Source organism: Tahibacter sp., assembly GCF_032229445.1.
Lineage (GTDB): Bacteria > Pseudomonadota > Gammaproteobacteria > Xanthomonadales > Rhodanobacteraceae > Tahibacter.
Window position 1 is genome coordinate 1 of sequence record NZ_JAVTWC010000053.1, and the last position, 12,160, is coordinate 12,160.

The following is a 12,160-nucleotide window of genomic DNA, read 5'->3' on the forward strand; positions in this document are numbered from 1 at the left end:
CGGTCTTCTTCATCCGCGACGCGATCAAGTTTCCGGACATGGTCCACTCGCTGAAGCCGTCGCCGACCACCAACATCCAGGACCCGAACCGCTTCTTCGATTTCTTCTCGCATGTGCCCGAATCCACGCACATGCTGACCCGCGTGTATTCCGACCTCGGTACGCCAACAGGCTATCGCTTCATGGACGGCAGTTCGGTCCATGCCTACAAGTTCGTCAATGCGGCCGGCGACTATCGCTACGTGAAGTTCCGCTGGGCCAGCAAGCAAGGCGTCAGGACGCTGGACGCCAAGCAGGTCGCCGAGGTGCAGGCGCGCGATTTCAATCACCTGACGCGCGATCTCGTCGACGCGATCGCGCGCAAGGAGTATCCGCAGTGGGACCTGTTCATCCAGGTGCTTGAGGCGGGCCAGCTCGCGGGCTTCGACTTCGACCCGCTGGATGCGACGAAGATCTGGCCCGACGTGCCGGAAACCAGGATCGGCACGATGACCTTGAACCGCAACCCGTCCAACGTATTCCAGGAGACCGAGCAGAGCGCGTTCGCACCGGCCAATCTCGTACCGGGCATCGAGCCCTCGGAAGACCGCCTGCTGCAGGGACGCATCTTCTCGTACGCGGATACGCAGCTCTATCGCGTCGGCGCCAACGGCTTGCAGTTGCCGATCAACCGGCCCGTCGCGGCGGTGCTCAACGGCAACCAGGACGGTGCGGCGAATATCCGCGCGACGACGACCGACGTGAACTACCAGCCCAGCCGCCGTTTTGCGATGACCGAGACGGCCGATGCGAAATACAGCGCGTTGCCGCTGAGTGGCAGCAGCCAGCAGCAGCGCATCGCGCGCACGCTGAATTTCCGCCAGGCCGGCGAGTTCTACCGGACGCTCGACGCGACCGCGAAGAAGAATCTCGTCGCCAATCTCGCCGGTGATCTGGGCCAGGTCACCCACCCCGACACGCGCCTGACGATGCTGTCGCATTTCTACAAGGCCGATGCCGACTACGGCACGCGCCTCACCCAAGCCCTCAAGGATGATCTGGCGCAGGTGCGCCGCGCTGCGGAATCGCTGGCCGAATAGGCCGGCGTAGCCTGGCGATGCCGTCTTGCCGCTCTCCCAAGACGGTGCGGCATCGCCGGGCGTTTTGCGTAGCTCAAACCCATGTCCCCAACGTTCGGACATGCTCTTGCTCACCCTCGCATCAACGGAGCCTGCCCATGCGCATTGTTGTCATCGCCCTGCTGCTGGCGCTCGCCGCCGGGTTCGTGTCCGCGTCCGAGCCCGCACTGTCGCCACAGAAGACGCAGGACTATCTGTTCGACGCCGCGCGCGCGGGACGCAACGACCTCGTCGCCGATCTGCTCGAGGCCGGCGCGAACATCGACGCGGTCAATGCGGCCGGCCACAGCGCGCTGATCCTCGCGGCCTACAACGGCAAACTCGATACGGTCGATGCACTGCTGCGCGCGGGTGCGAATCCCAACCTCGGCGACAAGCGCGGCAATACCGCACTGATGGGCGCCATCTTCAAGGGCGAGGAAACCATCGTGCTGCGCCTGCTCGAGGACAGCCGCACGGCCGTCGACACGCGCAACGACGCCGGCCAGACCGCAGCGATGTTCGCCGCGCTGTTCGGCAAGCAGGGCGTGATCGACAGACTCGCCGCGCGCGGTGCCGACCTGAAGGCGGCCGATGCGGCCGGACAGACCGCGCAGACGCTGGCGCTGCAGCAGGGCAACGCCGCGCTCGCGCAGCACATCGGCGAACTGGCGGTGCGCTGACGCTCCGCAACAGCTCAGCAATGCCGCGCCCGCGGCAGCTCTTGCCGCGAGGCACGCGAACCCAGGCGGCTCAGGCTGCCGCGCAGGCGCAAGCCCAGCCACAAGCCGGCGGCGAACGCGCGGCCTAGCACGTCGTTGCGGCTGCCGAACAGCACTGGACAGATCAGCCGCGCGGCAAAGTACAGGTGTTCAAAACGATAGCGGCGGTACAGCGCGGCCTGGTAACGCCGCGCGGTCTGCGCGCGCCGATACCGCGGCGACGCATCGGCATCGACGAGCCACGCGGCGAACATGATCTGGTCATCGCTGAGTTCGAGCATGCGTCCGAGTCCGACGCGGATCCGACGCCAACGGGATAGCGGCGACCGCGCCGTTTCCGCCTGCAGCATCGCGTGGAACATGCCGTAGTGGCGCGCTTCGTCCAGCGCAAGCGTATGCAGCACGGCGCGGCCGGTTTCGTCGCGGCAGCTGTCGCGCAGCACGCGGTAGAAGGTGCTGGCCAGGGCCTCGACGATGCAGCGCGCGACGAGTTCGCCCGCGATCGAGCCGCGCACCGAATGGCCGTCGCAGGCGTGGTAGGCGACGCCGTCGAGATACGCGCCCATGTGGCGATCGAACGCGAACGGCGCGTCAGCCGTTTCGCAGAGGCGCCGCAGTGCACGGCCGTGCTCGGCTTCCTCGTGGTTCCAGCGGTCGATCGCCTCGCGCCAGGGGGCGCCGCGCGTCGCGAACACGGCGCGCAGGTAATCGCCGTACTGGTCGGCGCGCGATTCGACCAGCGCGGTCGTGCGCAGGATGTAGACCAGGTCGGCGTCGAACTGGTGCGGCATGACCCATGAGTAGTTGAAATCGGTCGCCCGCCAGGGACGCGCGGCGGGTTTGAGAAACGACATGGCAGGCTCCGGGAGGCACGAAGCGCTACCGTGGCCGCGCGGCCGGGCGCGACGGCGACCGGGTTCGGGCGAGTTCGGGCAATCCCTGGCCGGCCGAATGCAGTCGCCATCGCACAACGACGCCACGACGCACCACCAGACTTTCTAACTCCGCCGGCCTGCGCGCTACCATCGCCGCCTGCCTCGACGAGCGACTGCCATGGACGCCCGCTATTTCCGCACGCCGGCCGAGTTCGGCCGCTGGCTCAAGGCACATCACGCCACGGACACCGAGCTGTGGGTCGGCTACCACAAGGTCGGCAGCGGCGAACCCAGCATGACCTGGCCGCAATCGGTCGACGAGGCGCTGTGCTACGGCTGGATCGACGGGGTGCGCCAGCGCGTCGACGAGCAGCGCTACCGCATCCGCTTCACGCCGCGCAAGGCGACCAGCATATGGAGCGCGGTGAACCTGCGCCGCTACGCCGAACTCGATCAGGAAGGCCGCATCCAGCCGGCCGGCAGGACCGCCTACTCCGCGCGCCGCGACGACCGCTCGGCCGTCTACAGCTATGAACGCCGGCCCGAGGCGCTGGAACCGACGCAGCGCAACCGGCTCGATGCCAATCCGGCCGCGGCGGCATTTTTCGACGCGCAGAATGCGTCGTACCGGCGTGCCTGCATCAACTGGGTGAGCGGTGCGAAGCAGGAGGCCACGCAGACCCGGCGCCTGCAGAACCTCATCGACCACTGCGCCCGCGGCGAGACCCTGGCGCAGTTCACACGCCGATAGCACGCCCGGATCGCCGCGGTGAAAAAGCAGTGCACCTTTCAATTCACGACGCGACGCTGTGCGGCGTTCATTCCTTGAAGGGCCGCCGCTGCGGCGCCGCATCCGGCGTCACGCGCGTGAACACTTCGCGGATCAGCGCATTCACGGCGGGCAGGCGATGACGCATCCAGACATGGCTGGAATGCGCGCTGGCGCCGAGCGAGGCCTTGGGCTCGGCCGCGGTGCGGCCGAAACTCAACTCGTCGCAGCCCAGTTCTATCGCGTCCTCGATCAGGCTTTGCAGCAGGCGCAGATACAACGGCACGGTCGCGTTGACTTCATAGTCCAGGCCGACGTAATAGCCGAGCGCGCGCGTGCCGTCCTTGATCGTGGTGATGAAGCCGGCGATTTGCTCGTCGTTGCGGATCAGCGTGCAGCGCATGCGATCCGGACCGGCCAGCGCCGCGAGCGCGCCGAAATAGCCCGGCGGCAGCGCCGACAGTCGCGTGCTCGCCCGCTGCTCGACCGCGCTGTAGAGCACATGCAGGCGCGCGTCGTGTGCCGCCGCGTCGGCGTTGCGCTCGATCCGATAGCCGGCCTCCTCGACCTGCTTGGCGACCTTCTTCGCCTTGCTGCGGTAGTTCGAGTTCAGGTCGGCCAGATAGCCCGCGAAATCCTTCCAGTGCGGCCGCACCGGCATCGCCATCTCCGGTTCGGTCGCCAGCGGCCGATAGCTGAAATCGCGCAGCGGCGACGCGCTCGCATGGCGCGCGTCGTCGAGGTCCTTGATCATCACGTAGTCGATCTGGCCATGTAGCCGGTCGGCGCGACGGATGCGGTACAGCGCCTCGGCCACACCGTGCCAGAGCAGCGCCGGGTCCTCGCCGTCGGCAAACGCGAGGCCGTGGAAACCGCTTGATACGAGGCTGCCGCAAACCAGCAGCCGCGTGCGCACCTGTTCCAGCGCCTTCTTGCGCACGCGCGACTCGGGCAGGTTCGCCAGTTGGTTGCCGCGCACCTCCAGCACCTGCGCGGCGACCGCGACGAGCGGCCTGCCGTCGCGGTAGACCAGGGCATAGCGCGGGCTCATGCCGCTGGGCGCGTGGGTTTCGAGCAGGCGCCGGTAGCCTCGCGACATGAAGAACGATGCGCCGTGGGTCAGCGCGTCCCAGTGTTCGGGATTGAGGAAATCGATGCGGTCGGCCAGCGCGCAATCCAGTCCGCCGGGCCGTGCGCGCTTGTCGTGCCGCTGCAGGGCAGCCCTGATTCCGTCGACGGCGCCGCTGATGCCTTTGCCCATGCTGATCGCTCCCCATTGATCGGGAGGAGTCTAGTCCGCGCCGCGCTGGAAGCGCACGCTGCGCATCGACAGGGAACCCATGTCGAAGCCGGTCACCGGAAAATCGACGCGATCGTCCGGAGCGCTCGCCGCGGCGGCGTACAGCAGCGGCAGGAAATGTTCCGGCGTCGGATGCGCCATCGCCGCATCGGCGTTCTGCGCCGCGGCGATGACACCGCCGGCCCGATCAACCCCGAGCACCGCGGTTTCGACCGCGCGGTCGAAGCGCGCCGCCCAGTCCGGCGTCGCGCGGTCGCCGGCGCGCCAGGCGCGGAACGCATGGCCGAGGTTGTGCACCACGTTGCCGCTGCCGAGCACCAGTACGCCCTGATCGCGCAGCGGCGCGAGTTGCGCGCCAATCGCTGCATGCGTCTCCAGCGTCGCGTGCTGGTCGATGCTCAGCTGCAGCACCGGCACGTCGGCCGACGGGAACAGGTGGCACAGCACGCTCCAGCTGCCATGGTCCAGGCCCCACCCGGTCGTCGTACGGATGCGGCCTTCGCTGGCGTCCGCGATCGCCGTGGCGAGTTGCGGCGCACCCGGCGCGGGATACCGCATTTCGTACAGCGCGGGCGGGAATCCGCCGAAGTCGTGGATCGTCGCCGGCTGCGGCTGCGCCGTGACCCAGCTGCCCGGTACGAACCAGTGCGCGGAGACGACGAGAATGGCCTCCGGCCGCGCCAGGGTGCTGCCGAGTTGGCGCAGCGCTTCGCTCCAGCGGTTGCGTTCGATCGCGTTCATTGGCGAGCCATGGCCGATGAACAGGACGGGCTGACGGGGGGCAGGCATGACGTTCCTGGATAGGCAGGCGCGCGAACGCCGGAACACGCTCAGATGAGGTCGCGGCCGCGGCGCTCAAGCCATTCGTTGGGGGAATAGCGCGAGCCACGCGTCATAACGGAGGCAATGGCTTGAAAACCGTGGTCGTCGCCACCGCCGCAACGGGCCCAAACCACGGAAGGCACCGGACGCAGCGATGCAAATGACGACCGAGGATGCTCCCGTGAGTGGGCATCGGCCGGCCGTCATTTGCACCAGCTGCAATTGTGCGCCCTCGTGCAGCGAAACTGCTGTGACCGCTCGTGACATTTGGTGCTGCGAATACGCTATCAATCAATTACTCAACGTGACCCAGCGCAGCGTCGGGCATTCCGCCTCCCACATGCGGCGCCGCATTGCCGTGTGCTAGCGTCCCACCGACCGCGCCAGGGAGGCGGTTGCGGCCTGTCGCTGCAGGTGGATGAGCTGGGGTGCCACCCGTACACAGGCTTCACCATTCTGGAGACTACGAAATGTTCAAAAAACTACTTTGCGCAAGCCTGATCTGCGCCGGCATCGGCACCGCACAGGCCGGCGACCCGGGCTTCTACGTCGGCGGTGGCATCGGCCAGGCGCGCTACGACGACAACCTCACCGGCCAGATCCGCTCGGCCTACGCCAACTATCCCGACTATTCCTTCGTTTCCGGCCGGCTGACCGACGACAGCGACCAGGCCTGGAAGCTCTTCGGCGGCTACCGCTTCCTGCCCTGGCTCGGTGTGGAATTCGGCTGGGTCGATCTCGGCGAGGTCGGCAGCAACTATGTGCTGCACTCGCAGATCCCGCTCACCAACGCCGATGCGAACATCGTCGGCCTGTACAACATCGCCGGCGCCAGCGGCACCGTGTTCGGCGAGCTGGATTTCAACGACCGCACCTCGGGCATCCTGCGCGTGGGCCTGTTCAACGCGCAGATGGACTACGACGAAACCGGCACCGCCGCCGACGGCCAGCCGCACCGCTTCAGCAACAGCAACAGCGACACCAAGCTGACCTACGGCCTGGGCCTCAATGTGCGCGTCACGCCGAACTGGGACGTGCGCCTGGACTGGGACCGCTATACCAACGTCGGCCGCCGCTTCGACCTCGGCACCGACGGCAATGGCCGCTTCGACCACATCGACTTCGTATCGATGAATGTCGCCTACCGCTTCGGCCAGTAAGGCGTGAGATCCCGGGATCGCGGTACGCGATCACGCGATCCCGGTTTTCTGGCTGACCGATCCCGGTACGCGATCCGGGTTTCCTGCCTGACGATCGCGGTACGCAATCCCGCTGTTGCCGCCCTGCCGACCGCGGTACGCGATCCCTGCACTGCTCGCATCACGCTCCCGCGCTACTGGCGCCGGTAGTCGATATTCATCGTGCGCGTCTCCTTGCCGTCGCGGAATTCGTACCAGTCGAAGCCGTAGTGGTTCTGGTCGAAGATGCGGATGACCTGGCGAACCTTGATCATCGTCGACGGCTTCATCATGTCCGGCATCTCGCCGAGGAAGGTCCAGGCGTTGCTGGACTTGTCGTATTCGCCCCAGGCCAGCCAGAAGCCTGTCGTCATCGAATCCACCCAGGTGTTGAAGAACTTGCCGCGCAGGTTGTCGAAGCCGAGCAGCCCGTAGCCGTTGAACGGCTGCCCCCAGAACGTGCCGACATAGGTCATCGAGACATAGCGGCCGCCGTAGACGATTTCACCCTTGGACGTCCCCGGGCTTTCCATGGCCGGCTCCTTCGGGTCCATCCAGACCTGGGTCTTCGTGGTCCAGTTGCCGACGAAATAGGCCAGCTGCTGGTGCTCGGCACGCGGCGTACTCGCCTTTTCGAACGCGGCCATCTGCGCCTGCTGTTCGGCCGTCATCGGCGGCGCTTCGGCCTTCTTGTCTTCGGCGGCAGCAGCCCCCGCCGCCGTCATCAACGCACTCACTGCGATTGCGGTGAATCGGTTCATCTGAGCCTCCCATTGCCCGGAAGGGGCTTGCCGATGGTAATCCCCGACGACAGCGTGGAAACATCGCCGCAGAAGACCCTAACCCCGGCTTCGGGAAGGCGCCGTTGTATGGCCCCACTCACCCGACGACGGAGCACGACCATGCGCAGCACCCGCCTCACGATCGCGATCAGCTTCGCCCTGACCCTGGGCTTGGCCGCCTGCACCCAGAAGCAATCCACGCTGCCCGAAAGCACGGCCAAGCGCGACGAGACACAGCGACAGCAGCCAGCAACCACACCCGAAGTCGCAAGACTCGGCCGTGACGACAAGCGCGAGGAGCACAAGGGGATCCGCGCCGACGTACAGGCCGCCGCGGGTGCTGCCACGGCTGCATCGGCCGATGCAGAAAAGGACAACGTTGCGGATGCCGTAAAACCCGTGAGCATCGCTCCACCGGCCGAACCGCCGGTATCCATATCCGCTCCCAAGCCGGCCTCAATGGTGGCGCCCGCGCCGGTGGCACAGCGCAACGCGTCCGGCACGCTCCACTACCGAGCCTCCCCGGCCGTCGCGGGACAGCCCACCCATACGCAGCCGGCCAATACCGAGCGCTATCAGGACCACGCCGACAATCCGCTGCAGATCACCGCGGACAATCCGGTTTCCACCTTTTCCATCGACGTCGATACCGGCAGCTACACCAATGTGCGGCGCATGCTCACGGCCAACCAGTTGCCGCCGGGCGACGCGGTCCGCGCCGAGGAATTCCTCAACTATTTCGACTATGGCTATACGCCGCCGACGACGCGCGATATGCCGTTCAGCGTGACGACGGAACTGGCCGCGGCACCGTGGAACGCGCAACGCAAACTGCTCCTGGTCGGCATCAAGGGGTATGAGCTGCCGCAGAGCGAGATCCCGCCGTCCAACCTCGTGTTCCTGATCGACACGTCCGGATCGATGAACTCGCCGGACAAGCTGCCGCTGTTGCGCGATGCCTTCAAGCAGATGGTGCCGAACCTGCGCGAGCAGGATCGCGTGTCGATCGTCGTCTATGCCGGCAGCGCCGGTCTCGTGCTCGCGCCGACCCCGGGCGACCAGCGCCAGCGCATCCTCGATGCGCTCGACAGCCTTTCCGCGGGTGGCTCTACCAACGGCGGTGCCGGCATCCAGCTCGCCTACACGACCGCCAGGCAGAACCTGATCAAGGGCGGCATCAATCGCGTCGTGCTCGCCACCGATGGCGATTTCAACGTCGGCACGACCGACGACGAGGCGCTCAAGACCCTGGTCGCGCGCGAACGCGAGCATGGCGTGGCACTGACCACGCTGGGCTTCGGCGCCGGCAACTACAACGAACAACTGGCCGAGCAACTGGCCGACATCGGCAACGGCAACCACGCCTACATCGATACGCTCGCCGAAGCGCGCAAGGTGCTCGTGGCCGAAGCCGGCGCGACGCTGTTCACGATCGCCAAGGACGTCAAGATCCAGGTCGAATTCAATCCGGCCGCGGTGTCCGAATACCGCCTGATCGGCTACGAGAACCGTCAGCTGCGGCGCGAGGATTTCAATAACGACAAGATTGACGCAGGCGAGATCGGGGCGGGCCACGACGTCACCGCGCTGTACGAGCTGACCCTCGTCGGCGACGGCGGCAGCCAGGTCGATCCGCTGCGCTACGGCGGCGGCAACAAGCCGGCCAACAGTGTCGACGCGCAGGAGATCGCCTTCGTCAAGCTGCGCTACAAGAAGCCCAACGAAGACACCAGCCGACTGATCGAGCGTCCGCTGCGCAAGAGCGAACTGCAGGACAGCGCGAGCGAGCGTCTGCGCTTCGCTGCGGCGGTCGCCGCGTTCGCCGACACGCTGCGCGGCGGCGCGCACCTTGGCGCGTTCGATCTCGAGCGCATCGCCACGCTGGCGCGCGGTGCACGCGGCACGGACAGCGACGGCTATCGCGAGGAATTCCTCAAACTCGTCGCCACGGCGCGCCGACTCAAGGGCGGGCAGGAGACTCCCGAAGTGGCGGTGATTGCCGACTGAGCTTGCTGCTCATATCTGCACAGCGCCACACCATCCCTATCCGACCCTCCGACCCGCTGGGCCAGAGGTTCGGATAGGGATGGTGTTTACATGGAACTCAAACGGCTACCGTCGACCCATATTGAGGAATGCTCCGACGGAGCTATAAAGACGATTCAGCCGAAAATGCACGACCGTTTTCGTGACACGGCCAAACGATTATTGCTCCACCACCGTCATCAACAACGCACTGTCGAACATCGCCTGCGGCGAGATCACCGTTTCCTGCAGCGGCAGCTTCGTGCCGTACCGCTCGCGGAGTTTGGCTTTCACGGCCGCATCGGAGAGATCGAAATCACGGAGGCGCTGGGTTTCGCCGAGACGCACACCGAACGCGCGCTCGTAGGCCTTCCACACCAGCTCGGAACAGTAGATGCGCTGGTCGGACCATTCGAACGTGAGGTCATAGGACTTTCCCGCCATCGCCGTCGCCGCGTCGCGCAGGCGCGCCACCCCGGCCGCATCGAGGCGCGCGTCGGCATCGCGCCAGCGCTTGACGACGTAGTGGCTGCGTTCGCCGCGCGCGATCCACTGCGCGAGCGGCGTGAACTTCACGGTCGACACGGCTTCGAACACGAACGGCTGGCCGCCACGGTGGAGAATCAGGCCCATGTGGCTGTAGCGCGAATGCGTGGCGCGCTGGATTGCGGCGCTTTGCGAGGATCGCGAGGTGTGGAAGATGATGTCGCCGTCACGCAGCGGTGTGTCGGCGGCGCAGGCGCTCAGCCCGAAGGCCAGCGATGCGGCCAGCAGCAGGGCTTGCAGTACCGACGCGGGGAAACGGCGATGGCGAAACATGACAGGCATGGTCGGAATCCGGAGAGATCGATGAGCGCAGGGTTGCGACGGGTGCTCGGCGGCGTTGCGTGGGTCGTGGTGCTTGCCTACGCGGCCTATGCCGCGTTGTTCTATACCGCACAGCGCCAGTTGTTGTTCCCGCTCGCCGACGGCCAGCGCTATCCGTTTCGCGCAACCCTGGCCGCGCCCGCCCAGCTCGTCGAGCCACCCGTGTCGTTCGGTCGCGCGCGGGGCGTGTTCCTGCCAGCACGGGGAGCGGAGCCAACATCCTGGGCGCCCGCTCCTGCGGTGCTGTTCTTTCACGGCAACGGCGAAACCATCGACCAGCACCTGCGCAGCTCCGATGCGTTGCGCGCGCTGGGCCTCCACGTCTTCCTGCTCGAATTGCCCGGCTATGCGGGCGCGGACGGCAAACCCGGTTTCGACAGCCTGGTCGAAGCGTCCACCGCGGCCTACGACTGGCTCGCACAGCATCCGCGGGTAGATCGCGCACGCATCGTCGCACTCGGTCGCTCCGTCGGCGGTGCGCCGGCCGCGGAGTTGTCCCGGCACCGGCCTTTGGCGGCACTCGTGCTGCTGTCGACGTTCGCCTCCACCGCCGATCTGGCGCACGACCACTACCTGCCGCGCTGGCTCGTACGCGATCCGTTCGATACCGCGGCACGTGTTGCCGCGTTCCCGCGCGCGGTGTTGCTGATGCATGGCGACAACGACGGACTGATACCGCTCGCGCACGCGCGCACGATCGCGGCGGCATCGCCACGCACGCAACTGCATCGCGAGGTCTGCGGCCATAACGACTGCGCCTATTTCGATCGCGACCTCGCCCGCCTCGTCGGCGATTTCCTGCGTGCGCAACAGGTGCTGCCGCCGTTGTCCGCAGCAGCGACGGCATCCTCGCCATGAAGACGTCTTCGGTGCGCCATCGCTGCACCGGCGCGCTGCTCGCACTGCTGCTGGCAGGCACCGCGACGACGGCGAGCGCGCAGCCCGCCGCGTTTCCCGAGACTCTGCTCGACGCCGCCGCTGCCCAGATCGGCGTGACGCTGTACTACGACCCGGCGTATGCACGCATCCCCTATCCGGGAGGCGATGTGCCGCCCGAGCGCGGCGTCTGCACCGACGTGGTGATCCGCGCGTACCGTGGCATCGGGGTGGACCTGCAGCAGCGGGTCCACGAGGACATGCGCGCGGTATGGACGGCGTATCCGAAGCTCTGGGGCCTGCGCAGCACCGACCGCAACATCGACCATCGCCGCGTGCCGAACCTCGCGACCTTCTTCGCGCGTCACGGCCGCGCGCTGGCCGTGAGTCAGACCGACGCGTCGATCTACGCGCCCGGCGACATCGTGACCTGGCGCCTGGCCAGCGGCGTGCCGCACATCGGCCTGGTGTCGGCGCAGCGGAGCAACGGCCGGCCGCTGATCGTGCACAACATCGGTGCGGGCACGCAGCGCGAGGACATGCTGTTCGACTACGTCATAACGGGGCACTACCGCTATGAGCCTTAGCCCGCGGCCGAACATGTCACGGCCAACCGACTATGCCGATTTCAACAGTTTCGACCCGGAAGGCTGTCTGCGGCTGCACTTCGCGCAGACTCAGGCCGATGCACGCGATCACGCTCATCATGGCCGAGGGGCTCGGGCTCGTCGCGTCCGACCATGACCTCGCGGCCGAAATGGTCGTGTTCGCAGAACCGAAAGGCGGCTGGCGCCGCCGCGTCGTGTCGGAACCGCTCTATCTGGCGTGAAGCGCCGCCGCCGCGACG

General features: G+C 66.8%; 13 protein-coding genes. 8 read left to right on the forward strand and 5 right to left on the reverse strand.

Annotation, left to right across the window (positions count from 1 at the left end):
- Positions 1-1,079 (forward strand): catalase (locus tag RUU78_RS10125; RefSeq protein WP_313916192.1); only part of this gene is annotated, 1,079 nt, incomplete at its 5' end.
- A gap of 137 nt (positions 1,080-1,216) precedes the next feature.
- A complete protein-coding gene (locus RUU78_RS10130) occupies positions 1,217-1,780 on the forward strand; it encodes an ankyrin repeat domain-containing protein (RefSeq protein WP_313916194.1) in 564 nt (187 codons plus the stop codon).
- Between the two features lie 14 nt (positions 1,781-1,794).
- Here RUU78_RS10130 and RUU78_RS10135 read toward each other — a convergent pair whose 3' ends face one another.
- A complete protein-coding gene (locus tag RUU78_RS10135; protein ID WP_313916196.1) occupies positions 1,795-2,673 on the reverse strand; it encodes a ferritin-like domain-containing protein in 879 nt (292 codons plus the stop codon).
- A gap of 199 nt (positions 2,674-2,872) precedes the next feature.
- Here RUU78_RS10135 and RUU78_RS10140 point away from each other — a divergent pair, with 199 nt between their 5' ends.
- A complete protein-coding gene (locus tag RUU78_RS10140) occupies positions 2,873-3,445 on the forward strand; it encodes a YdeI/OmpD-associated family protein (RefSeq protein WP_313916198.1) in 573 nt (190 codons plus the stop codon).
- Positions 3,446-3,512: 67 nt separating this feature from the next.
- Here RUU78_RS10140 and RUU78_RS10145 read toward each other — a convergent pair whose 3' ends face one another.
- Both RUU78_RS10145 and ygiD read right to left on the reverse strand, forming a co-directional pair.
- Positions 3,513-4,724, reverse strand: coding sequence for a GNAT family N-acetyltransferase (locus tag RUU78_RS10145; protein WP_313916200.1), 1,212 nt, complete (start codon positions 4,722-4,724; stop codon positions 3,513-3,515).
- A 30-nt stretch (positions 4,725-4,754) separates the two neighbouring features.
- Complete coding sequence (ygiD, locus tag RUU78_RS10150) at positions 4,755-5,552, reverse strand: 4,5-DOPA dioxygenase extradiol (RefSeq protein ID WP_313916201.1); 798 nt, start codon at positions 5,550-5,552, stop codon at positions 4,755-4,757.
- 503 nt (positions 5,553-6,055) lie between these two features.
- Between ygiD and RUU78_RS10155 the strand changes: the two genes are divergently transcribed.
- Positions 6,056-6,745: an outer membrane beta-barrel protein gene (locus tag RUU78_RS10155; RefSeq protein ID WP_313916203.1), complete on the forward strand. Its 690-nt coding sequence runs from the start codon at positions 6,056-6,058 to the stop codon at positions 6,743-6,745.
- Positions 6,746-6,918: 173 nt separating this feature from the next.
- On the opposite strand, the gene RUU78_RS10160 is transcribed toward RUU78_RS10155, so the two are convergent.
- Positions 6,919-7,524 carry a DUF1579 domain-containing protein gene (locus RUU78_RS10160; protein WP_313916206.1) on the reverse strand — a complete coding sequence of 202 codons (606 nt, stop codon included), beginning with the start codon at positions 7,522-7,524 and terminating at the stop codon, positions 6,919-6,921.
- 141 nt (positions 7,525-7,665) lie between these two features.
- On the opposite strand from RUU78_RS10160, the gene RUU78_RS10165 reads away from it, so the two are divergent.
- On the forward strand, positions 7,666-9,552 hold the full coding sequence (locus RUU78_RS10165) for a VWA domain-containing protein (protein WP_313916208.1): 1,887 nt from the start codon (positions 7,666-7,668) through the stop codon (positions 9,550-9,552).
- Positions 9,553-9,750: 198 nt separating this feature from the next.
- On the opposite strand, the gene RUU78_RS10170 is transcribed toward RUU78_RS10165, so the two are convergent.
- Positions 9,751-10,398 carry a YiiX family permuted papain-like enzyme gene (locus RUU78_RS10170; RefSeq protein WP_313916210.1) on the reverse strand — a complete coding sequence of 216 codons (648 nt, stop codon included), beginning with the start codon at positions 10,396-10,398 and terminating at the stop codon, positions 9,751-9,753.
- A gap of 21 nt (positions 10,399-10,419) precedes the next feature.
- Here RUU78_RS10170 and RUU78_RS10175 point away from each other — a divergent pair, with 21 nt between their 5' ends.
- The 3 genes from RUU78_RS10175 (at position 10,420) to RUU78_RS10185 (ending at position 12,142) form a co-directional block, all read left to right on the forward strand.
- Complete coding sequence (locus RUU78_RS10175) at positions 10,420-11,295, forward strand: alpha/beta fold hydrolase (RefSeq protein WP_313916211.1); 876 nt, start codon at positions 10,420-10,422, stop codon at positions 11,293-11,295.
- A complete protein-coding gene (locus tag RUU78_RS10180) occupies positions 11,292-11,900 on the forward strand; it encodes a DUF1287 domain-containing protein (protein WP_313916213.1) in 609 nt (202 codons plus the stop codon). Before RUU78_RS10175 ends, RUU78_RS10180 begins: the two co-directional genes overlap by 4 nt.
- Positions 11,901-11,998: 98 nt before the next feature.
- A complete protein-coding gene (locus tag RUU78_RS10185; RefSeq protein WP_313916215.1) occupies positions 11,999-12,142 on the forward strand; it encodes a hypothetical protein in 144 nt (47 codons plus the stop codon).
- The last annotated feature ends 18 nt before the right edge of the window (positions 12,143-12,160 follow it).